The following is a 21,781-nucleotide window of genomic DNA, read 5'->3' as shown; positions in this document are numbered from 1 at the left end:
CCGTCCCCGGCCTCACCGAGAGTAAGAATCGGAGCGCGACCAGTGAACCCCTGCCAGTCGCTGCCCGTCCGGTCGTTCTGGCGGTCGGCAGTCGCCGAGCCGGACCCGCTGGACATCGACGACGTCTGGACACCCAAGTTCACCCTCGACCAGGACAGCCCCGTCATCACCGCGGGCTCCTGCTTCGCCGCGCAGCTCGGACGGGCGCTGCTGAACTCGGGCTTGAACTGGCTCGATGCCGAACCCGCCCCGCCCGGCCTGACCCGGCAGCAGCGCCAGGACCGTGGTTACGGCGCCGTCTCCTTCCGAACCGGCAGCATCTACACGCCGGCCGTCCTGCGCCAGTGGCTGTCGTGGGCCCTCAGCCACGCACGACCACCCCAGGAAGCCTGGCCCGACGGCGACCGTTATGCCGACCCGTACCGTCCGGCGATCGACCCCGACGGCTTCGCCCGGCCCGCCGAAATGCTCCGGGCACGCGAAACCACTCTGTCCGCCATCCGCACCGCCGTCACCACGGCGAGCTGCCTGGTCTTCACCATGGGGCTCACAGAGGCGTGGCTCGACGCCACCGACGGGACCGCGCACCCCACCTGCCCCGGCACCGTCCGCGGCACCTTCGACGCCGGACGGTACAGTCTGCACAACTTCACCTTCGCCGAAGTACACAGGGACATGACCGAGGCGATCGCGATGGCGCGCCAGGCCGACCCCGGTCTGCGCGTTCTGCTGACGCTGTCACCGCAGCCCTTGACCGCCACCGCGACCGGCGGGTCACGCGCTCCCCGCCAACGGCTACTCCAAGTCCGTGCTGCGCGCGGTCGCCGGCCAGCTCGCCCTGGAGGACCCGGACATCGACTACTTCGCTTCCTACAAGCTCATCACCGGGCCGGTCTTCGGAGGCAGGTTCTTCGGCGCCGACCAGCGCACCGTCACCCCCGAAGGAGTCGACTTCGTGATGCGGCACTTCTTGGCGGGACTGGCCAACCGCCCCACGCAACCGCTGCCCGCCCGCGACACCGATGCCCGTTCAGGAGATGCCGCCTGTGAGGACGCCGTCCCTGACTGCTACAGCCCCCGCTAGGTTCCTGCTGCTCGGAGCTTCCCACGCGGGACCGATCGGACGAGCAGCCCAGGGCGCCGGCATCCCGTTCCAGGGCGGCCCCATAGGGGCCGGCCGGGAGTTCACCGACAGCTTCTTCACCACCCGCGACTCCCCCGCCGGGACCGACGTGGTCTTCCGATCCGACGAGGCCGAGAAGCACTACCGTCGCTCCCTCGAGGAACTCGGCATCAACGCCCTCGCCCGCCTTCGCATCCCTCTGGTCGCGACGTTCGGTTTCTGCGCCTACTTCGTTGCGCTGCGGGAGAACTGGGACCTTTACCGTGACCGGTCGGGGACCGTCCCCTCCGGCGTCCTCTCCAGCTCCCTGTTCGACGCCATCGTACGAGCCTGCGTCCGTGACGCCCTCGCCTTCTACGAGACGACCGGGGACCTCGGCCTGCGCATCCTGGTGGTGATGCCGCCGCAGCGGATCCCGGGCCAGTCCGATCCGGCGGTGTTCATGGCGGCGCAGGAAAGCATCCGGCCGGCCGTGGAACAGCTCGGCGTCGAAGTCGTGGAGCTGCGCCACCGGACCACCGGCCCGGACGGATTGCAACGCCCCGAACTGTGCGAGGCCGATGACGAGATCCACGGCAACCTCGCCTTCGGTCGCATCGTCCTCGCCGAACTGCTCGACCGAGGCCTGTAACCCCATTCCCCCTTGGAGAACGTCATGGAGCCCTACGCACGCGAAGCACTGGCTGCGGTGACCACCCGTCCCCTGCCCCCCTACCGCACGCTCACAGTCGAACGCATCACCCCCGTTCTAGGCGCTGAGGTCTCAGGCGTCGACCTTGCGCAGGAGATCCCGGCCGAGCAACTGGAGGAGATCCGCACCGCGTTCCTCCATCACCACGTCCTCGTCTTCCGGGACCAGGCGATCAGCGTCGAGGACCACAAACGCTTCGCCGCCGCTTTCGGTGAGCTGCGCCCCGTCAACCCGCCGCCGCCCGTGGCCGATCCCTACATCCTGGAGATCCGTACCACGTCCGCCGCGGTGAACGTGGCGGGCAACGGCTGGCATGCCGACGAAACCGCCGACGCCGAGCCGTCACTGGGGTCCATGCTCTACATCACCGAAGTCCCGGAGCCGGGGTGCGGCGGCGACACCCTCTTCGCCAACATGCACCTGGCCTATGACATGCTCTCGCCCGCCATGCGGTCCCTGCTGGACCAGCTCACCGCGGTCCACGACGGCGCTCAGGCCCTCCAGGGCTCCACCCCGCCGGAGGACTACGTCATCCCATTGAGCGAGCACCCGCTCGTCGCCCGGCACCCCGAGACCGGCCGGAAGCTGCTCTACGTCAACGAGGCCTACACCAGCCGCATCCCGCAGCTCTCCGCCCAAGAGAGCCAAGCCCTGCTCGGCATGCTCTTCGAGACCATCGCCGCCAGGCCGGCCCTCCACTGCCGCGTCCACTGGACCCCGCACACCCTGGTCTTCTGGGACAACCGATGCGTCCAGCACCACGCGACATTCGACTACTACCCCTACGCCCGCTACGGCCGGCGTGTCGCCATCAACGGCGGGCCTGTCAAGGGCTGACGGACGAGATGGTGTGAAGGCGCCGTGGGGCCCCTTCACACCGTCCCAATCGGTGTGTCGGGGTGGTATCAGGGGCTCCCTGCCCGCAGCAGCGCCCGCCTGCCCATACCCACGGCGCGCGTCACCGCCTCGGCCAGGCCGTCCCGTAGGCGTGTGCGGGCCTCCCGAGCGGCCGGGCCTTCAGCGGCACCGTCCGGACCCGTGCAGGCGGCGATCCATGCCTGCACCAGGGCGAAGACGAAGGGCCACGCGCGGGCTTACTCCCGCGCGCTCGACCAGCAGCCGCCTGCCGTGAACGGTCAGCCGGGCATTACGGTGGGACACGAAGACCTCCGTGCGGTGCAGTCCTGGACAGCTCCACCACACCGGAGGTCTTCGCCATGATCAAGCCTGGCGACTGTCGATAACGCCCGTGATCAATACACCTAGGGCGCGAGCAGGCGCGATCGGTACAGATGAGGCGGGCGGGCGACGAAAGCGGACCCCCACTGTTGAACGGTGTGCCATTGTGGGTTGCGGTCTCACGTGTCATGCTCTTGCTGACCGGCACTCAGGGACGCGATGCACGTCCCGTCCGGTCGGCATTCCGGTACGCGTCAACTCCAGGCATACGTAGCGAAGGTGAGTACTTGCCGTGATAGCCCACCGCATCAAGAAGGCAGCCGCTTCCATCGGTGTCGTCACCGTCGTGACCCTGGGGGTCGCCCTGGGGACCGCGGGCGCCGCACACGCCGACACCCGTATGTCGTCGTACAGCAGCCAGGGGGAATGCCAGAGCGTCGCCAACTGGTACAACGCCAACGTGAGCGGTTACTTCTACTGCAACAGGGACGTGCAGGGAGTCTGGTGGCTCTGGGCCGGGAAGTAGGGTAGTCGGCCCGTCGGCATTCGGGCCCGGCCCCTCGGTGAGCAGCGGAAGCAACGCCGCGCACGGCTCCTGAGCCGGCCAGGGCCGTCAGCCATTCATCTCCGCCCGGTGGGACACCGGGCGGAGATCGGTCTGTCCATGTCGGGCAGCCACCGCGGCCCCCCTGCCGCGGCTGTGACTTTGCCAGGCTGTCTTCCCGTCGGAGGGTCCGCGAACTCGTTGCTCGCAGACGATGCCGGGCCTTGCCGCGAACTCCGCGGCTTCCAGCCGCGTCGGACCGGGGAGTCCCCGGCGTCGGCACCTTCCGCTCTACTCAAGGACCACACTCACACTTTTCACAACGTGTGATGATCTTTTAGATAGTCAGGGTCTCATGTTGGTAAGCGGCGTCACGGTCAACTGCGGGGCAGGGATCCGGAAGGGGAACGCACCCACCAGTCGTCGTCCGGCCGCTGACCGTCGGGACCGGATGGTCGTTCCGCCCATGCCTCATCGATCGTCATGCCGCCATCGCCGAGGACGTCTTGCGCATGAGGCTCTTCTTCACTCCGGACAGATCGCCGGAGCCCTGCGGGCCGCTTCAACGGCGTCGAGGCAGCCAGCGGGCCAGCGTGTTCGCGGGGCTCGTCGTGGTCGGCCTGTTTGCGGCCGGGAAGGCCACGGACGGTGACCGGGCGCCGGGGGGACAGTGACCGGATCTGCGTCGGCCATACCTGCCGCTCCACTCTGGAGCAGACCTTACGGTGACTTCGGTGGAATGAGTCCGTACACACGTACACCCGGCTCGGCTCGGGCACCCCGGATACCCTTCGCGCTCCTCACCCGTGCGTCAGGTTGTGCCGCGAGGTGTGTCGGGCACTGTCGGACCGGATCGCGGCTCATCGTTGCCAGGAAGACGCCCGCGGGCATGGGACTGCAAGCCCGTCGCAGGCGGCATGGTCGCTTCCACAACTGTCGTCCCCACGGGGGGCCGCTCGGCATGCTCGCGGCCTGCTCTGCGCCTTCTGAGGAGAGAGGTTCGCCACGTGGAGTCATGGAGACGTGAGCAGGGGCGCGGAGTCGCCACCGGCCCGGGCCGGCTGGTGGGCATGCGGGGGGCTGTGTGCCGCGACTGTTCGAGCAGCGGGTGCGGGCCGTCCCTGAAGCTGCGGCTGTCGTCGACGGGACGGCTGGATGACGTACGCGGGGCTCGATGCCGCCGCGAACCGGCTGGCCGGAGTGCTGGTGGAGAAGGGCGCGGGCGCCGAGAGCGTGGTCGCGGTGAATCTGCCGCGGGGACGTGACCTGGTGACGGCGGTGCTGGCGGTGTGGCAAGCCGGTGCCGCGTACCTGCCGCTGGATCCGGCGCTGCCGGCCGAGGGCCGCAGGTATCAGGTGGGGGCCGCTGGCGTCGCCCTGCGCATCGGACCTGGGGAATACGAAGGGGTGGAGGCGGTCGGCCGCAGAACCCGTGCGCGGTGGTCACCCCCGGCGACCTTGCCTATGTGATCTTCACCTCGGGTTCGACCGGGCGCCCCAAACCGGTGGCCGTGACCCACGCGTCGCTGGCCAGCCACGCGGCCGACGTCGGCACGGCCTTCGAACTGACCGAGGCCGACCGAGTGCTGCTGTTCACCGGTCCCGGCTTCGACGTGTTCAGCGAGGGGGTCTTCCCGACTCTGCTCCTGCGCCGGCAGAGCGGCCGGGCCGATCTGGTGATCGGCAGCGCCGTGGGCAACCGCCCGCCCGGCTTCCGGGAGACCGTCGGGATGTTCTGGGGGGAGTCTGTCTTGAGCACCCCCCGCTGCTGGTGGTCTTGGCGGTCGCGCTGGCCCGGACCGGCGCGGTCCACCTCTCCCCCGGCGCCCGGCCGGGGGCCGCGCGGGTGGAGTCGATCACCGAGGACGCCGGCATCGCCTGCCTGCTGACCGACGACGCCACCGCCCCGCGCCCAGCTGGACCCGTGAACCGGCCGGCGCGGTGGACGGGCTCGTACTCGCCCGGCGCGGCGAGCGGGCGAACGGGGCGCAAGTGCCCAGCGAGGCCTTCTGCGCCTCGGCGCCTCCGGCAGCACCGGCAGGCCCAAGATCGCCCTGCTGCCGCAGGAGGCGATGGCCCACCTGGTCCGCTGGACTTGCCACCGGCTCGGGATCGGCCCCGGGTCCCGGATCGGCCTCTCGTCGGCACCACCTTCGACGCCCACCTCAAGGAGCTGTGGGAGGCACTGTCGGCCGGCGCCACCCTGCACGTCGCATTCGAGGACGCCCGTGGCTCGACGGCAGAACTGTTCCGGTGGTGGCAGGAGTCGAGCCTCACCCACTGCCTGCTGCCCACCCCGCTCGCCGAACGCGCCTTCACCCAGCCGTGGCCGGCTCACCTGGCCCTGCGCCACATCCTCGTGGGCGGTGACCGGATGCTGACGCGGCCCCCGCGCAGTGCGCGGCGGCCGTGCCCAACGTGTACGGCCCGGCCGGAGCCACCGTGCTCACCACCACCCACCGTCTGCGACCCGAGAGCGACGACCCTGCCGCCGCGTGCCGATCGGACAGCCCCCCGACCGGTTACGCGGTCTTCATCACCGACCAGGACGGCCGGATCGTGCCCAGAGGGCAGGCCGGCGAGGTCCGCACCGGCGGTGCGGGACTGACACTCGGTTACGTGGACCCGCGGCGAACCACCGAACGGTTTGTGCCGGCCCCCGCCGGCCAGCGGTATGCGGACCGGGTCTACCGGACTGGTGACAAAGCGGTGGTGCGCCCCGACGGACTCCTGGAATTCCTCGGGCGCCTGGACGAGCAGGTGAAGATCAGCGGCGCGCACGCCGAACCCGCCGAGGTCGAGGCCGCTCTGGAAACGCATCACTCGGTACGGCGCGCCGTCGTGGTCCCGTTCCAGGCCGCCGGCGGCGGTCTGCGCCTCGCCGCCTTCCCCTTGCTCGTCGAGGGCGCGCGGGCCGACGAGGATGCCGTGCTGGCCACCGTTCGCGCCCGGGTACCGAAACAGGCGGTGCCCGCCGTGGTGCGCTTCGTCGACACGCTGCCGCTCAACGCCAACGGCAAGGTCGACCGCGCGCTGCTCACCCGCCAGGCCGCTCCCAAGACGTCCGTCACCGAGGCGGCGCGGACCCGGCAGCTCCCGCAGGCCGAGGACACCGAGGCGTTCCTCCGTGCGGCCTGCCGCCGACTGCTCGACCAGCCCTGCCTCACGCCGGCCGACAACCTGACCGAATCGGGCGGGACCTTACTGGCCGTCGCACGCCTGGTCGCGCTGCTCGAGAGCACCTACCCGATCCGGATCAAGGCCGCGAAGGTCATGTGCCAGCCCGGCCTGGCGGCCCTCGCCGCGCTGGTCGCCACACCCCGGGCGGAGGCCTGCACCCAGCTGAGCTCTCCCATCGGCAAGGCCACGCGCAATGCTCCCGGACGAGGCCGAGTTCTGGGCGCCGGGTCCGCCCGATGCGGTCGAGGAGGATACGGATCACGCAACATGGGTGCGGGGGTACTCACCGAATGAGCGGCTGCCGGCGGTCTGGGAGCGCAAGGTTCACGCAGAACGCCCGATGCCCTGTCACAGACCTCGTTCGACCCTGGTCATACGGGTAGCACGCTGCGCTCCACTTCCACATCGCAGATCTATGCGACACATCAAAAGGGTTGATCATGAAGGTGGTCGTCATCGGCGGAACCGGGCTCATCGGCAGCAAGGTGGTCGCCAAGTTGCAGGAACACGGTCATGAGGCCGTGCCCGCCTCTCCCAACAGCGGTGTCAACACGCTCACCGGCGAAGGTCTGGACGAAGCCCTCCAGGGTGCCCAGGTCGTCGTCGACGTCTCGAACTCCCCGTCCTTCGCGGACGACGACGTGATGGAGTTCTTCCGTACCTCGACGTCCAACGTCCTCAAGGCGGAGAAGGCCGCAGGCGTCGGCCACCACGTCGCCCTGTCCGTGGTCGGTACGGACCGTCTGCAGGGCAGCGGCTATTTCCGCGCCAAGCAGGTACAGGAGGATCTGATCAAGGACGGGGGCATCCCCTACTCGATCGTCCACGCGACGCAGTTCTTCGAGTTCGCCAAGGGTCTCGCCGACCAGGCGACCGACGGTGACACGGTGACCCTCCTCCCCGTGAAGATCCAGCCGGTCTTCTCCGACGACGTCGCCACGGCGGTCGGCCGCACCGCCGTCGGTGAGCCCCTCAACGCCATCACCGAGGTGGCCGGTCCCGACGTCTTCGAACTGCCCGAGCTGATCCGCAAGGAGCTTGCCGCGAAGCAGGACACGCGTAAGGTCGTTGCGGACCCGAACGGCACCTACTGGGGCGCGAAGCTCCAGGACGACACCCTGCTCCCGGGCCCGGACGCGCACATCGGCGAAGTCCACTTCGACGAGTGGCTCGCACAGCAGAAGTAACGGGCACGAACGGTCCTGGCGAGGAGCGGACGAGCCCACGCCACGATCACATCGCGTACGCCGGCGCACCGATGGGGCGATCGGGTGTGACGGCCCACTGGTCGGTGGGCCCGGTGTGCGACGAGGCCCCTGATCGTCCGGCTGGTGTCTCACTTCCCAACAGCCGACGTCAGGAGCCTCGCCGGTCCCGCCTCGTGCCGTGCCCCCCTTCTGGGGAGCACGGCACACCTCTTTGGACGACTCGCCTGGCGCGGACCAAGGCAGCCCCTCCCCGCTGGTCGCCTTCATCGGTCGTCGTCACAGAGTGCTACGCCTTGTACGCAGGCGTGCAGGATACTTCTCGGAATCGACGGCAATTGGCTCACGCAATGGGCAGAACGAGCTACCGCTCGCCGGTATCCATGCGTTTCAGTTGGCGTGATCTTGCGGCAGCCTGAGGTCTGACTGCTGTGGCCAAGAAAATGAGCGCTACCGGCACCTAGCTAGCGAACCCTCGCCGACGCTGCCCTCCACCTTGCCGGCGCACAGGTGCCGACGGCACCGCCCTAGGGACAACACCCACAGATCTTCCGGCGCCAACCGCTCGACCACGCGGTATCAGGCCCGGGTCAGAGGTCCCCTGGGCGCTCCATCGCGTAACCACGGGGGGATCGCTCCGTGGTCTGTCACTGTGACCGGGTCGAGTGCAAGGGCGTCCGCTCCTGTCACAAAACGGGACATCATGCGGACAGGTCCTTGTGGTGTCAGGTGGGCCTTGTGACCCCGGTGAGTCCTGTGGCCACGTGATCGTTTCAGTCCCAGGGGATATGAGGCAGCAAGATGTTCTCGTTTCATGTTCACACGGCTCGGGTATCCGTGATCAGCGGTCTCTCTGGCCGGGAAAGCACGCCTGGGCCGGCACACCGTGCCGACGTCTCCGCAGCGACGGTGTCGGCCGATCCTCCCTGCACTGCCGAGCGCGATGCCAAGTGGTTGGTGGGTCTTCAGTTCTTCACGGGAGATCGACGCTGTGTCTGGCTGTACTACGTCATGGACGGCGCCCTCCAGGCCGCTGAAGCGGCGTGTGAGGGGGTACGGCGGGCCGGCAGTGAGCTGATGGACCAGAGCGCACGGTCGGGGATCGAGTTCGCTGGTGGGCGGATCGAGCTTCGGCGAATACGCCAGGACGCCATCGGCCGCTTCGTTCTGGTTCCCAGCCGGTGACGGCTCCGCCCATTCGAAGCATCGTTCATGCCGCCGCAAGGGGGCCGGGTCGGTAATCCCTGACCCCCGGATTACGTGCGGCTTCCACGAACAGCGACGAGGTGGGCACACTGGCCGTCTGCCCGTGCTCGTCGGCCAGCCGCACCGACGCACCGACCACGGCGGCCACCTCCCAGACCGGGCCCTCGACGGTGACCATGGCGCTCACCTCGACGCGCCCCCGGCTCCGTGCGGCAGCCGTACGCGCTCGGCGTGGTGAAGTCCCCGGTTAGCCGACCGTTCCACCGCGCGTGGTGGAGCACCGGCAGCACCCGCCGGCACCTCACCAGCCGCCCCGCACCCCGCTACCAGCGGCTGCGACACGGTGAACGCGTCGAGCACCGCCCGCTCGAACCGCACCCGCCTCACACACTGCTTAAGGGCCGCGGCGAGCACCGCCGCGGCCGAGCAGTCGGCAATCCGGGCACCCCAGCCCGTGCAGCAGGCCAACTACCGCGGCACCAACGTCACTACCGCCCCGTGTGGAGACCACGCTGGGTCAGCCGCACGGGCCGCGCCGGCAGGCCCAACACGCGCGGATCAGTGTTGCAAAGCCGAACCCCGGTCACGACACTGTCCAGGATCGCAGTCGGCGGCCGATCAGGCCGACGCCCGCCGTGCCGGAAGCGGCGTCCCGCACCAGGGCGACGGCCTCTTTGGTCAGGTAGTCGAACCGGTGCCCGTTCAGGGCAAGGTACGCCTCGTAGGAGTGCTCCAGAGACGGAAGCTTCGCCAGTGTCTGGAGCAGAGCGGCTGCCTTGAGGTACACCGAGCCGTAGACGTCGCGTTCCATCGCCCGGCGTTGACCCGGCCGGCCGCCGCGTAGAGCGGCCCGTAGTCGTCCACCTGGGGATCACCGGGCAGCAGATCGGCGGCGTGCAGCAGGAAGGCGACGTCCAGCGGATGGAGCGGTTCGTTCTGCGTCACGCGGCGTAACCCCGCTCCTGCTGCTCCTCGAGTTCACACCGCGCCTGAAGCTCCGCCTCACGCTGCTGCGCACCGGCACCGGCCGTGTCGGCCTCCTCGGCGAACGCGTCACCGCTGCGCGACCTCGACACCCTGAACGCGTCGAGGAAACGGTCCTCCACCGCGGTGGCCCGGGCGTACGCAACCGACAGGATGTAATCCTGCCGGCTGACACCTTCCTGCTTCGCGGCGGCCTCGATCGCGACACGCTGGGTTGGATCGGGGAAGCGCAGGTTTATGGCCTTCGTCATGCTACCGCCGGTACCACTGCCGGGACAGCCCCGGCCCAGGACTGCGGCCGGCGCGTCGCGATGCCTGACGACAACTGGGCGCTGACGGCACCGCCATGAGACACCGGCATACGCCCCATGCCACCTTGCACGTCTTTCCTGCCCCCACCTCTTCCTCTGTCCGCACGACCGCAGACGGCACTGACGTACGGGGACGGGTTCCGCTGCGGGAGGCGGCCGGAACGCTCCGGCCTGTCGGCGGGTGGGTCCGCCGGGATCGCGCGGTGCGGGCGTGCCAGCTGCGCGGCGACGGCGAGGCGCTCTCATCGAGAGCCCCTCCACGGGGAGATCGTCGTCCGTTTCCTCCCGCGCACGCGGACGGTGTGATGATCCGTGTGGGCCAAATCATGGAGTCGCCGGACGCACGTGTCTGCCGTTCACTGGAAGTTCACGTGGAATCACAGATTCATCTCGAAATCGTGCACGCTTGGGTACGCCGTTTACCCGAACACGCCCGGATGGCACATGCCTGGGCCACCTCTCCATAGCCTGCCTCTGTCGCCTCACACTCAGCCACCGCGGCGCCCTGCGATCAGGTCAAGGAAATGAATGGATGCCCTCATGAGTCAGAACTTCGTCATCCAGGGGAACGACCTTTGGGACCCGACCACCTTTGATGCGCTGCGCCGCCAGCTCATCCCATCGTTCGACCTTCTGTATGGCAGCGCGGTGCAAGCGGTCGCCATGACAGTCGGGAGCGCACCGCGCATACTCGACCTGGGGGCCGGTACCGGGTTGCTCAGCGCAGCCTTGCTGAACGAACTCCCCGGGGCGCATCTCACTTTGGTGGACCGTTCCGAGATCATGCTGGCCAAGGCGCGCTCACGCTTCACGAACCAGGACAACATCACAGTACGTACCGGCGATCTACTCGATCCCATACCAGTCGGCGTGTTCGACGCCGTCGTATCGGGCCTGGCCATCCACCACTTGACACATGACCAGAAGCGGGATCTCTTTAGCCGCATACGCGCCGCCCTGGGTACCGACGGGGTTTTCGTCAATGTGGAGCAGTTGCTGGGCAGTACGCCCCGTTTGGAGAAGATGTACGACGAGCAGCACGAGCGCCATGTGATCAACGAGCACACACCCGCGCACGAGTGGGTAGCCGGACGTGAGCGGATGAAGTTCGATATCCCGATCGATCTCGATACCCAGCTTGGTTGGCTCCGGGAGGCCGGCTTCAGCCAAGTGGACTGTCTCTCGAAGGATTGGCGCTTCGCGACCTATGCCGCATGGGTGACGTCCTGACCGTTCCGGATCGGCCGACTTACGAGTTGGCGCGTGATAGCGGGTGAGGCGTGTTTGGCCTGGTCGTGGCCTGTTGTCAGGTGTTGACGGTGCGGTCGGAGACGAGGCCGGCGATGGCGCGGTAGGTGTCGGGCAGACGGTCGCGGCGGTGGTTCCAGCGCGTCAGTTGCTTCCAGCGTTTGTGGTCGGCGAGGGCGTGTTCGACGGTGATGCGGTCGGAGGAGTGTCCGTGGCGGTCGCGTTCCCACTGTTCGACTCTGCCGGGCAGTGCTGCGGGCCGGGGCTTTCTGGGTGGTGTGATCGCTTGCCCGCGGTGGTCGCGGCTCAGGCCGAGGTAGCCATCGTCCAGGAGGACCGCGACGTCGGGGAAGTGCTGGAAGCAGACGGCGATGCCCTCGTTGCGGGCGGCCGTGGCATCGTGCATACGACCAGGCCGCAAGGTGTCGGTCCATAACGTGCGGCCCCGCCAGTCAGCGACGACGGTGGCCTTCATGGTGTTCTGTTTCTTCTTCCCGGAAACGAATGCGCGCCGTCCGCCGCGACCGGCCGGTGGCCGGCGGACCTGGATCTCGGTGGCATCCAGCCTCAGCTCGACGCCTTCGGCCTGAGCGTAGGCGAACACGTCGGCCATAGTCCGTAACCGCAGGCCGGGACGGTCGGGGACCGCGCATCCCCGCTCGGCCAGGAGCGCACGTATCTCTGCGATCGCACGGGTGACGGTGGAGCGGTCGACACCGAACAGCAGCCCCAGTACCGAGTGCGGCAGGTCGTACCGCAGATGGATCAGCGTGGCCACCAGCCGGTCGACGAAGACCAGCTGGTGGCGGGCGCCGGCTCCCGCGGCCCGCTTCCTGGCCCCACCTCGTGCAGCATGGCGACGACCCTCGACCCCGGCTTGCCACGGCACCGCCAACTCCTCGATCAGACACGCGAGATGACGCCGAGAGATCCCCGTGAACAGCCGATGCGCCAGCACCGCCCGATTGACCATGATCGACTCCGGTGTTCCACCTGGCAGGCCGGCGGCCCCGCCCGTCGATCATTTCAGGAGGCCTCGCCCGTGCACTCGCCGCGTCCATTCGGATGATCAGCCCCACTGGACCCCATGCCACGGCACGCGGCGGATCCCGCGCTTCCTGAGACGGGTTGCGTCTTCGCGTCCCCGGGAAGTCACATGGATGATGTGCCGCCCCGTTGTCCGAGATACCACTGTTGGACGACCAATCAGTGTGATCCCATGAGACGTCGCATCAAGCCAGGCGGTCTCTGCGCAGGTGGGCCGCCGTATGACAGGCCGCACGACAGGAGTTCAGCTGTGATGACATTGACGAAGTCCTTCGCTCGTCTCGCCGCTGCCACCGCCGTCGCCACCGTGACGGCGTTCGGCGCTCAGGCTTCCGCATCGGGCAGCCCACTGTTCGCGTACTTCTACAGCGGTCCCGGCCAGACAGGCACCAGGGCGGAGATCGACCTGGACGAAACCGGCGTCTGCCACAACTTCGCCGAACCCGCCCGCTCGTACGACATCGCGTCGACGAACGACATCGAGGTCTACTGGAACCGCGACTGCCGACCGAGCGAGCCGGGTTACCCCGACTTCCGTACCGGGACCCTATCCACGGGCGAGTTGCCGCTCCCGGGTATGAGCTACCGCGTCCGCCTCGGCTGGGACTGACCTCCGCCACGGATGGAATGGTCGACCGCGCTGGCCCTGTGCGTCTTCTTCCATCGCCACCGCCTACTCGCATCTCCGCCCGCCGAGCGGAAAGGCTCGCCGAGGCCCTCGGCGCCACGACCGGCAATCTCGCCGCCCAGTCAGGCAACACCACCCGGGCCGGCACGCACGGCCGGCATCGTTGATCAGGCTCTGGAAGACGTACCCGCGCGCCATGAACCGCGCCCTTGAGCAGGCGGTTCACGGCGACGCTGAGTTCTTGGTCCACCGTGAGTGGCACCCGCTGTCCGCAGCGGTGTGCCGCGGAACTGACGTGTGGCGAGTGACCATCCGGCTCGCACTGGCGGGGTTGTCGGCAACGGGCTGGTCCCTACCAAGGGCGACGACGCGGCCATGGACCAGTGGGCACGGTACCGTCTCCGCCTCGAGAGCGCACTCTTACCCGACGCCGACGGCGGACAGCCTGAACGCGTCGGCGCTGACGTCCCACACGGGTGATCCGTGATGAGCTGCACCCGCAGGCGCGGGCGGCCGGCATCCGTCGGCTCGCGGCAGGCTCGGCACCGTGCGGGACGACGGCCCGGCCGCCCATCGCGATCTGGCGGGAGGATCGGTCCGGCGTCGTCCAGCAGTTCGGCGAGCCGTTCGCACGATACCGTCCAGTGCGCCGACTGGCCGTCCGGCGGGACCAGCAGGGGCAGGGCGGGGTTCCTCATGTGCACACTGCTCACACACCGTCGTCGTCAGGTCGGTGGGGTTGCAGCTCCGCCGACCACAGGTGACGTGACCGGAGCGGTCTCCTTGGTCGACGCAGATCGCGTGCCATACGAGGTCTGCGAAAACCTGCTACGAGATGCGAGCTACCGCCGACTCGGACTGCTCTGAATCCCCTGCCGCCTCATCTGCATGCGGCAACGTCGTACCTCATATCGACGTGATCAGTTGGCTGATTGACTCACCGCGCCCGTGCTCCTCAGAGGACCGGAACGTGGCGGAATCCGGTGGGAGATCGCTTCGTGCGTACTGCCCCGCAGGTAGCGGACGAGGTCCTCGTCGGTGCCCTCGGCACGGAGTTCCCGCACAACCTCCTCGACAGCCCGGTAGAGGACAGGAGAGCCGATCCGTACCACTTCGCGTCCGACGGGAGTGAGTTTGATCTCGACACTGCGGCGGTCGTGTGGTGAAAGGTGCGTGGTGACCAGCCCACGGTCCTGTAGACGGGTGACAAGGCGACTGGTGCCGGACTGACTCAGGCCGATCCCGTTGGCCAGGATGTTGAGGTACAGCAGACCCGAACCGGCTCGCACGCTTTCGTCCAGCGCGCGCAGGGCGTGAAACTCACTGGCCCCCAGCCCCAGGCGCTGATGAAGGTGCCGCCCGACCCGGGACTCGATCCGACGGTGGGCACGGGTCAGTGTGTCCCACCGGGCGATCGACGCGGCAACGGCGTTCATGCTGGATGGCCTCCCTGCTGTCCGCAGCCCCTGCCGTTTCCCGCATGACACATGCCGGCATGAGAGTACGGCGGAACAGCCGCCGCTGGTCTGCAGCAAGTAGACAGACCAGGGTCCTTCGTTGTGACAGCCCCAGCAGTACCACGCCTTCTTCGACGCTCTTGAGGGGACGATGTTGTCAACGGTGGGCGTTCTCCTGCCGGTTGCACTTACGGAGGGGATCAACACGTTCGTGTCATGGGTATACGGTCTGCACCAAGCCCCCCGCAGAACCCGGGGGAATCCAGGAGGGATGGGGCAGTCCGGCAATGGCAACGGGAGATCGACAGTGGGAGGCACAGGCGAAGTGCGGGGCCGAGGTCGCTGAGGCGTTGTTCGTCGAGGGGACGGTCCAGAAGCGGGTGAAGACTCTGTGCAGCGACTGCCCGGTCCGCACCGAGTGTCTCGCCTACGCCCTCGACAACCGCATCGAGCACGGTATCTGGGGAGGCACGACAGCGCGTGAACGCCGCAGTCTTCTGCGACGCCGCCCGACGGTGACCTCCTGGCGCCTTCTGCTGGACGCTGCCCGCACCGAGCATGCGCACTCGGGTCGACTGCTCCCGCTGTCCGGCGTGGATCACAGGCGGACCGTCTGAGCAGTGTCTGCTGTCCTGACCCCATTGCGTCCTACGAGCGGCAGGCGCCGCCACAAGCCCACCAGTAGAGGATGCCCCTCAAGGACGGGGACACCTCGGCGTGCGTGACCCATCTGGCCTCCGACGCGGCGTCGGCGGCCGTCGATTGGCGCTTGTTCCTGCCCGAGAGCTGGGACTGCGCCTCGCCGAAGGCCGATCCGGCCAAGGTGGCCCGCCGCGCGAAGTACGGCATCCCCGACGAGGTCGGTCATGTCGAGAAGTGGCAGCCGGCCTTTGGACCGAACCGACGAGACGAGGTCGTGAGCCCTCGAGGTCCCGCTCGTCGTTGCCGACGGAGGCTACGACGATGCCGCATCCTCCCGCCATGGCCTGGGAGAACGCTCCCTTGAGTACGTGGGGCTCCACCACGATGGCTCGACTACTGGTGTCTGCGACTCAAGGGAGAGTGGTGGGAAGTACGCGAGTAAACCGCCCTGCCAGCTTCGCAGTCCTCGTATCGGCAGAGGCTGCCCGCGCGCCGTTCATCGCGCGAGGTAACGGCCTCTTCCCGTCTCCCTGGGCGGTGGGTGCACACCGAGCCCGACCACAGTCCTCGACGTCTCGCCACTTACCCCGCCGTCCGGGCTCGCGTATGGGACCCGAGTCGTCGGGACTTCGCTCCCGACCTCGCGGAGCCGCCGTGCGCGGTGGACGCAGTCGTCCAAGCCTGGACGAATGGAGTGAGACGCTTTCACCGGGTCGGCCGCCGGATCGGCAATCAACGCTCGCTGCGCCGGTACGTCGCACCGCCTCCGGTCAGGTCCCGTCAACGGACCGGGAAGCGGGACCGAGTTCGGCGAGAGCGGTCTTCAGCTCGGTCCGCCGCTTGATGCCGAGCTTCGCGAAAACCTTGCGCAGGTGGTACTCGACGGTGTGCGCGCTGATGAACAACCGGGCGCCGATGTCCCGGTTCGTCAGCCCCTCGCGCGCCAGGCGCGCCACGTTGAGTTCCTGGTCGGTGAGCTGCGCCGCCGACCCCCGCACGCGGACCCGCAGGGTTTCTCCGCTCGCGTGCAGCTGGTCCGCGGCGCGCTGGGCAAAGCCGTTCAGGCCGCAGTCGCTCAGCACCTGGTGTGCGGGGCGGAGCTGTTCACGCGCGTCGGCGTACCGGCCCCAGCGGTTGAGTGCCTCGCCGTACAGCAAACGGCAACGCCCCACCCAGATCGGGATCCGCTCGTGCTCGAAGCCCTTGATCGCGTCGCGGTACAGCTTCTCGGCCTCGTCACCCGCACGCAACTGCGCCTCCGCCATCGCCAGCACGGCCAACGCGTAGGTGGTTCCGACCGGCCGCGTGACGCGCGCCAATTTCTCGAACGCCTGCTCGGCGAGCGCGCGCTCACCCGTGTGCGCGGCCGCTTCCACCAGTTCGAGCAGCGTGCGCATCGCGAGGTTCAGTTCGTGGGTGTAGGGCAACTCGCGGCGACTGGAGGCCACCGCCTCGGCGAAGCGGCCCAGGCCGTTGTAGAGGACCGCCTCGGAGAAATTCGCCGCGCTCAGCGCGTGGCCCTCCCCCCGCGCGTGCCCGTCGGCCCTGATCTGCTCCGCCCAGCGCTCCGCCTCGGCGGCCTGCCCCCGGTATGCCGCGAGGAGGAGCCGTCCGTACTGCGGGAGCGGATTCCCGGTGACCTGTTTGATGGCGTCGATCTCATCGCAGGAGGCTTCCGCCCCGTCCAAATCGCCGTCGGTCATCTGCACCAGCATCAGCAGGCTCAGGGCGATCGGCAGTACGGTGACGACGCCTTCGGCGCGAGCGACCTCGACCTGCCGGTTGGCGAGCGCGCGAAGCCCGGCGGGGTCCCACAGGTCCTGGGCGGCACGAGAGGCGAACCACACCCAGTGCAGCTCCAGGAAGTCCGGTGCCTGCTCGAGGAACGCACGCTGCGCCCGTCGCAGGGTGGCGAGCGCGGCGTCCTGGCCTTCGGTGGCGAGCAGCGCCTGGCCGCGCAGGATCAGGTCTCGTGCCCGGCCGGTCTCCTCGGCGGCGGGCGTTGCCCGGAGAATCGCGTGCGCGACCGCGGCCACCTGTTCGGCGTCTCCGAGCCTGCCGCCGTATGTTGCGGCCGCCAGCGCTTCGATGTAGGTGTCACGGGCGAGCGCCGGGTCGAGCCCTTCAAGCCCCTGCGCCGCAGCGAGCAGTTGCTGTACGCCACCGCGGTCACGCCGCAGCGCGTATCCCGCCCGGGCGCGCAGCCGCGCGACGAGCGCCTCCTGCAACGCAGTGAGATGAAGGGCGCGGGCGTACTCGAGCAGGCGCAGGGCCGCGCCAGGCGCGCCGGCGTCGTGCTTGGCCTCGGCGGCTGCGATCAACCGCTGCCCGCGGGGGAAGGGCGAAGGTGTGAGCTCCGCCGCCCGTTCCAGGAATGCGCCCGCGGCAGCCGCACCGCCGCGTGTTCGTGCACGCACCGCGGAACGCTCCAGATCGGCGGCGACCTCCTCGTCCGGGTACAGCGTCGCGCTGGCCCGATGCCAGGCCCGGCGATCCGGATCGTGCTCGGCACTGGTGACGTCCGCCAGAGCGGCGTGGACGCGACGCCGGTCCCCCGGTGACGCCGCCCGGTACACGGCCGACCGCACCAGTGGATGACGGAAGGCGACGCGGGTGCCGACGACGAACGCCTCGGCGTCCTTGGCCGCTTCGAAAGCCTCCGGTCCCAGTCCGAGTACGGCACTCGCCCGCCACAGCAGTCCGGGATCACCGGTGGGCTCGGCGGCCGCCAGCAGCAGCAGGAGGCGCGCCGAAGCGGGCAGCGGGGCGAGCTGCACGATCAGACTCTGCTCGATGCGGTTCTCCAGCGGCAGGGAACCGGTCAGGGCGAAGCCACCGGCGACCCGGGCCGGGCCCAGGGCACGGGGCAACTCCCGCAGCGCGAGCGGGTTCCCGCGAGCCTCCGCGATCAGTTGGTCGCGTATCCGCCGGTCGAGACCACCGGGCACCGCCAGGCGCAGCAGTTCGCCCGCGTCGTCGTGGCCCAGCCCCTCGACGACCATGTGCGCCAGGCCCGCGAACACATCGTCGGCCCGGCGCATGGCGACCACCAGGGCGATGCCCTCCGCGTCCAGGCGCCGGGCGGCGAATGCAAGGGCACGCGCAGACGCCTGGTCGAGCCACTGTGCGTCGTCGACGACGCACAGCAGTGCCTGGTCCTCCGCGGCCTCGGTGAGCAGTCCGAGCAGTGCCAGCCCCACGAGGAACGGGCTCGGCACGGCGGCGGCGCTGCGCAGCCCGAACGCCACCTCGATCGCCTCCCGCTGCGGGGCCGGCAACCGGGCGGCCGAATCCATCATGTGCCCGCAGAGCTGCTGGAGGCCGGCGTAGGCGAGTTCCATCTCGGACTGGGAGGCGACGATACGCTCGGTGCGGACGTGCGCCGCGGCCCGCGCCGTGATGTGGTCCAGGAGCGCCGTCTTACCGACGCCGGCCTCACCGGAGACGATCAGCGCCCCACTGTGGCCGACGCGGGCACGGCTCACCAGCGCTTCCAGTTCCGCCAGCTCGCGGCTTCGTCCCCGCAACGGCGCGATACGAGGCACAGTGTCCGCCTTCGCCGGAAATTCTCCACTCTGTCATGTCTTCGCCGTCACAGTCTATCGGAGCATCGCCCTGAGCGACCCCGAACGCCGGCAGGGTCCCGTGCCTCCGCCACAAGCGGATTGCAGCCTGATTCAGCCGGTCCGGGCAGGAGGGGAGATCTCGTGCGCTGGCCGCTGGTCAGCAGGGCCGAGCCTGCGAGGACGACGCCGTGGGTCGCGCGGCGACCACCGCGAGGAGAGCTTGGTGCCGTCCCTGATCCCGTCTCGCACCGCTGACGCCCGAGCAGGTGGAGCGGGCACCGGCCCTGGCACTTCCTGGCGCGCGAATAGGTGTCGCCGCAACTGTCGCCGGACGGGCTGAAGCGGACCCGGAGCCGGTGTTTGCCCTGCCGCGGCCGGCCGAGGAAACGTCCGGCCTCCCGGGGAGGGGCCCCGCCGGACCGGTCGGCGACCGATGTCGGCCGCCTGCTGCGTCGCGATCACTCCCTGCGGTACTCGCCCAGTTCCGCAGGGAGCCTCCATGGTTGCCGAGTCCGATGGCCGGGTTGGCCTCGTACGTCGCGGGATCGCGCGCGACCGGAAGCCGCTGGAGTTCGACCGCCTCGGGGCAGTGGCGCACAGCCGTCGGAGCCGCAGCAGGTGGACGCTCGGATTCGGTGCCGGGGAGCGCTCCCTTCCCGGGGGCGACGGGAGCGGCGCCGCGCGCGGCGGGCCGCGGCCCGCCGTACCGGGGGCGAGCGAGCCGTCCCCTCGTGGTGTGGCGGTGCGAGCGCATCCGGAGAAGGCGAAGCCCATCCGCCGGTACGCATGGATCGCCGGCGCGTGGATGTCCGTGATCACCTACCAGAAGTGCTCCGGGCCGGTCTCGCGGTCCTCGACGGTCAGCCGACAGTGCCAGCGGCGTACTCGTTCTCGGGAAACACCTTGTTCACCTTCTGGGGCGCGACACCGGGCAGGAGATCGCGGAAGGCGCCAAAGCGACGATCCTTACGGTCACACCCAAGTGGCTGCGGTGGACCCCGAAGCTGTCCTCCGGGCGGTCGTAGCCGAGCCGTCCCAGCCCTCCGCATGAGGTCTGGGACGGCTCGGCTACGGCTTGGGCAGAAAGCCCGGGAGCCTGGAGGGATACGCTGCGCACCGTGCCGGCCGGGACGGTATTCACCCGGACCTTCGACGGGGTGGGGCCGTCCTCGGAGTCGACGTCACTCGGCCCGGTCCCAGTGTCATGGGCGGACGACTCAGGCGCGGTCTTCGGGTGCGACGTATTCGAAGGTGGGGGCGGCGGCCAGCCCGTCGTCGTCCTGCATGGCCATCAGGGTCTGTGCCTGTCCCTTGACCGCGTACATCGTGCCGACCGACATTCCCAGCATCGCCGGGTTGCCGTTGAAGGCCTGCTCCAGCTGCTGCAACATCTTGCAGTACGTCTGGTTGAACGCTTCCTGCGCGGTGCGGATCGCGCTGCCCTCGGGGTGGTCCTCCAGCCGCGGGTTGGGGCGCAAGGGGCGGATGCCGGCAGGGTCGACGGTCACAGCCTCCCCGGTGGGGCCGGACTCGGGCGTGTCACCGGGCTGGTACCGCCGTCCCAACGCGAGTTCCTGGAAACGGTAGTAGTGGGAGACGGCCTTGGTCTTGGGGTGGAACAGGTCCATGTCGCCGTCCCAGACGTCGGCACGGGCCGCGCCCTCACCCTGCTCGACGATCTCCTCCAGCGCCGCGAGCGCCGAACCGAGGTCGGTGACAGGGTTGAGGTGCCCCGCCGTATGGGCGAACGGGCCGCCGGAGACCTGACGGGCGGGGTCACCGGTGAAGACCTGGTCCTCGCCCAGCTCGGCACACAGGCGCCGCAGCCCCTTCTCGACGGCGTCGTAGAACTGCCCGATCGTCTCGTAGTTGTCGCCCTCGGCCAGATCTCCACGGTGCGCCGGCTGTTCGACGCGGAGGAACATCTCAAGGGCCTCCGCCCCGAACGGCAGAAGGGACAATTGGATGGACGGGTCGGCGTGGGGCATGGTCCGCGGGTGTGGGGGCAGCAGGTGCGGCGCATCCAGGCGGGGCTGTCCGCCGACCGCGTTGAGGAGGTTCGCAGCCAGAGCGAGGTGGATCATCTCCTCGACGAAGACACCCCCGATGAGCTGTGCCGCCTCCGCGTTCCGTTCGGGGTCGAGGGAGTAGAGGGCCGTGAGGTAGGGCGGCAGCGTGGCGTGTTCGAGTTCGATGGCCCACTGCAAGTGCCTGCGCAGGTCGTCCAGCGTCGCGATGCCTGTCGCCGCGGCGGTGTCGAACTCATGGGGCTGGGTCTGAGACATGGATGAGACGCTCATTTCGGTTGTCGTAGGCGCAAGGGGACGCACCTGCGGCAGCTGACATCGAAACACCGAAGTCGTTGCGTGGATGACGAGGCTGTTCGTTCGCCGCCGAAAGAGCCGGCGCATTCCCTGAGTCACCTCACTGACAGGGCAGGCGACGTATTTGTGACACGGTTACGTGCCGTCACCTTCACACGCTCTGGGCGGCCCTGCGTCCGTCGATGCACGGTGTGAGATAGTGTTTCGACCGCCGGGGCGGCGTGCGGCCGCCCTGCCGCAGTTTCCGAGCTCCTGCGCTGGCAGGACACATGTCGGCTTCCCCGGCTCTGTTTTCCGTGTTCCCCGCTTCCCGGAGGCACAGTGCTCACTCTCGGCAAGCACACCGCCCGGGGAATCATCCGTGAAAGGTGTACCCCATGGCTGAGCTGTTCTACGACGCCGACGCCGACCTGTCCATCATCCAGGGCCGCAAGGTCGCGGTCATC

Annotated in this window: 17 protein-coding genes and 3 pseudogenes; 13 read left to right on the top strand and 7 right to left on the bottom strand. The window is 69.0% G+C overall.

From position 1 onward, the window contains the following. Nucleotides 1–42 precede the first annotated feature (42 nt). From IE294_RS49390 to IE294_RS34245, 9 genes and pseudogenes are all read left to right on the top strand, one after another. Nucleotides 43–690: pseudogene (locus IE294_RS49390) on the top strand (GSCFA domain-containing protein); the annotation flags it as partial. 118 nt (nucleotides 691–808) lie between these two features. Then, complete coding sequence (locus IE294_RS49385; RefSeq protein WP_306433493.1) at nucleotides 809–1,084, top strand: GSCFA domain-containing protein; 276 nt, start codon at nucleotides 809–811, stop codon at nucleotides 1,082–1,084. Further along, nucleotides 1,047–1,754 (top strand): hypothetical protein, encoded by a 708-nt coding sequence (locus IE294_RS34275; protein WP_189892666.1) that lies wholly within the window; start codon nucleotides 1,047–1,049, stop codon nucleotides 1,752–1,754. Before IE294_RS49385 ends, IE294_RS34275 begins: the two co-directional genes overlap by 38 nt. A gap of 24 nt (nucleotides 1,755–1,778) precedes the next feature. Then, nucleotides 1,779–2,651, top strand: coding sequence for a TauD/TfdA dioxygenase family protein (locus IE294_RS34270; RefSeq protein ID WP_189892665.1), 873 nt, complete (start codon nucleotides 1,779–1,781; stop codon nucleotides 2,649–2,651). Between the two features lie 634 nt (nucleotides 2,652–3,285). Then, nucleotides 3,286–3,519, top strand: a complete 234-nt coding sequence (locus IE294_RS34260) for a hypothetical protein (protein ID WP_189892661.1) — start codon at nucleotides 3,286–3,288, stop codon at nucleotides 3,517–3,519. Nucleotides 3,520–4,692: 1,173 nt separating this feature from the next. After that, nucleotides 4,693–5,007: an AMP-binding protein gene (locus IE294_RS48050; RefSeq protein WP_229917572.1), complete on the top strand. Its 315-nt coding sequence runs from the start codon at nucleotides 4,693–4,695 to the stop codon at nucleotides 5,005–5,007. Next, the gene (locus IE294_RS49380) at nucleotides 4,977–5,426 is read left to right on the top strand and encodes an AMP-binding protein (RefSeq protein ID WP_306433492.1); all 450 of its coding nucleotides are present in this window, start codon (nucleotides 4,977–4,979) and stop codon (nucleotides 5,424–5,426) included. Before IE294_RS48050 ends, IE294_RS49380 begins: the two co-directional genes overlap by 31 nt. 520 nt (nucleotides 5,427–5,946) lie before the next feature. Then, a complete protein-coding gene (locus IE294_RS34250; protein WP_189892658.1) occupies nucleotides 5,947–7,011 on the top strand; it encodes an AMP-binding enzyme in 1,065 nt (354 codons plus the stop codon). A 146-nt stretch (nucleotides 7,012–7,157) separates the two neighbouring features. Beyond that, nucleotides 7,158–7,904 carry an SDR family oxidoreductase gene (locus IE294_RS34245; RefSeq protein WP_189892656.1) on the top strand — a complete coding sequence of 249 codons (747 nt, stop codon included), beginning with the start codon at nucleotides 7,158–7,160 and terminating at the stop codon, nucleotides 7,902–7,904. 1,228 nt (nucleotides 7,905–9,132) lie between these two features. Here the strand turns inward: IE294_RS34245 and IE294_RS34240 are convergent. The 3 genes and pseudogenes from IE294_RS34240 to IE294_RS34230 all read right to left on the bottom strand — a co-directional run bounded on the left by IE294_RS34240 (nucleotide 9,133) and on the right by IE294_RS34230 (nucleotide 10,363). Further along, nucleotides 9,133–9,306: a hypothetical protein gene (locus tag IE294_RS34240; protein WP_189892654.1), complete on the bottom strand. Its 174-nt coding sequence runs from the start codon at nucleotides 9,304–9,306 to the stop codon at nucleotides 9,133–9,135. 405 nt (nucleotides 9,307–9,711) lie between these two features. Next, nucleotides 9,712–10,073: pseudogene (locus IE294_RS34235) on the bottom strand (fic family toxin-antitoxin system, toxin component). Beyond that, the gene (locus IE294_RS34230; RefSeq protein ID WP_189892652.1) at nucleotides 10,070–10,363 is read right to left on the bottom strand and encodes a hypothetical protein; all 294 of its coding nucleotides are present in this window, start codon (nucleotides 10,361–10,363) and stop codon (nucleotides 10,070–10,072) included. Before IE294_RS34230 ends, IE294_RS34235 begins: the two are co-directional and overlap by 4 nt. Before the next feature lie 600 nt (nucleotides 10,364–10,963). On the opposite strand from IE294_RS34230, the gene IE294_RS34225 reads away from it, so the two are divergent. Beyond that, a complete protein-coding gene (locus IE294_RS34225) occupies nucleotides 10,964–11,653 on the top strand; it encodes a class I SAM-dependent methyltransferase (protein ID WP_189892650.1) in 690 nt (229 codons plus the stop codon). Between the two features lie 76 nt (nucleotides 11,654–11,729). On the opposite strand, the gene IE294_RS34220 is transcribed toward IE294_RS34225, so the two are convergent. Continuing rightward, nucleotides 11,730–12,644, bottom strand: a complete 915-nt coding sequence (locus tag IE294_RS34220; RefSeq protein ID WP_189892648.1) for a transposase family protein — start codon at nucleotides 12,642–12,644, stop codon at nucleotides 11,730–11,732. Nucleotides 12,645–12,971: 327 nt separating this feature from the next. Here IE294_RS34220 and IE294_RS34215 point away from each other — a divergent pair, with 327 nt between their 5' ends. Then, a complete protein-coding gene (locus IE294_RS34215) occupies nucleotides 12,972–13,328 on the top strand; it encodes a hypothetical protein (protein WP_189892646.1) in 357 nt (118 codons plus the stop codon). A 938-nt stretch (nucleotides 13,329–14,266) separates the two neighbouring features. Here IE294_RS34215 and IE294_RS34210 read toward each other — a convergent pair. Continuing rightward, nucleotides 14,267–14,782: a MarR family winged helix-turn-helix transcriptional regulator gene (locus IE294_RS34210; protein WP_189892644.1), complete on the bottom strand. Its 516-nt coding sequence runs from the start codon at nucleotides 14,780–14,782 to the stop codon at nucleotides 14,267–14,269. A gap of 308 nt (nucleotides 14,783–15,090) precedes the next feature. Between IE294_RS34210 and IE294_RS34205 the strand changes: the two genes are divergently transcribed. Beyond that, nucleotides 15,091–15,420, top strand: coding sequence for a WhiB family transcriptional regulator (locus IE294_RS34205; RefSeq protein ID WP_189892642.1), 330 nt, complete (start codon nucleotides 15,091–15,093; stop codon nucleotides 15,418–15,420). A gap of 77 nt (nucleotides 15,421–15,497) precedes the next feature. Further along, nucleotides 15,498–15,816, top strand: a pseudogene (locus IE294_RS34200) (transposase); the annotation flags it as partial. A gap of 399 nt (nucleotides 15,817–16,215) precedes the next feature. Here IE294_RS34200 and IE294_RS34195 read toward each other — a convergent pair. Further along, nucleotides 16,216–18,972 (bottom strand): AAA family ATPase, encoded by a 2,757-nt coding sequence (locus tag IE294_RS34195; RefSeq protein WP_229917570.1) that lies wholly within the window; start codon nucleotides 18,970–18,972, stop codon nucleotides 16,216–16,218. 1,256 nt (nucleotides 18,973–20,228) lie between these two features. Next, nucleotides 20,229–21,296, bottom strand: coding sequence for a ferritin-like domain-containing protein (locus tag IE294_RS34190; RefSeq protein ID WP_229917568.1), 1,068 nt, complete (start codon nucleotides 21,294–21,296; stop codon nucleotides 20,229–20,231). Between the last annotated feature and the right edge of the window lie 485 nt (nucleotides 21,297–21,781).

Origin of the sequence: Streptomyces canarius (genome assembly GCF_014650735.1) — a bacterium.
In the GTDB taxonomy this organism is placed as follows: domain Bacteria; phylum Actinomycetota; class Actinomycetes; order Streptomycetales; family Streptomycetaceae; genus Streptomyces; species Streptomyces olivaceoviridis.
The sequence above is the reverse complement of the archived record's forward strand: the minus strand, read 5'-3'. Positions and strand labels throughout refer to the sequence as shown.

Coding starts and splice junctions, on each gene's coding strand:
- IE294_RS34270 (WP_189892665.1), top strand. CDS start 1,779: ATGGAGCCCTACGCACGCGAAGCACTGGCTGCGGTGACCACCCGTCCC.
- IE294_RS48050 (WP_229917572.1), top strand. CDS start 4,693: ATGACGTACGCGGGGCTCGATGCCGCCGCGAACCGGCTGGCCGGAGTG.
- IE294_RS34245 (WP_189892656.1), top strand. CDS start 7,158: ATGAAGGTGGTCGTCATCGGCGGAACCGGGCTCATCGGCAGCAAGGTG.
- IE294_RS34240 (WP_189892654.1), bottom strand. CDS start 9,306: ATGGTCACCGTCGAGGGCCCGGTCTGGGAGGTGGCCGCCGTGGTCGGT.
- IE294_RS34230 (WP_189892652.1), bottom strand. CDS start 10,363: ATGACGAAGGCCATAAACCTGCGCTTCCCCGATCCAACCCAGCGTGTC.
- IE294_RS34225 (WP_189892650.1), top strand. CDS start 10,964: ATGAGTCAGAACTTCGTCATCCAGGGGAACGACCTTTGGGACCCGACC.
- IE294_RS34220 (WP_189892648.1), bottom strand. CDS start 12,644: ATGGTCAATCGGGCGGTGCTGGCGCATCGGCTGTTCACGGGGATCTCT.
- IE294_RS34215 (WP_189892646.1), top strand. CDS start 12,972: ATGACATTGACGAAGTCCTTCGCTCGTCTCGCCGCTGCCACCGCCGTC.
- IE294_RS34210 (WP_189892644.1), bottom strand. CDS start 14,782: ATGAACGCCGTTGCCGCGTCGATCGCCCGGTGGGACACACTGACCCGT.
- IE294_RS34205 (WP_189892642.1), top strand. CDS start 15,091: ATGGCAACGGGAGATCGACAGTGGGAGGCACAGGCGAAGTGCGGGGCC.
- IE294_RS34190 (WP_229917568.1), bottom strand. CDS start 21,296: ATGTCTCAGACCCAGCCCCATGAGTTCGACACCGCCGCGGCGACAGGC.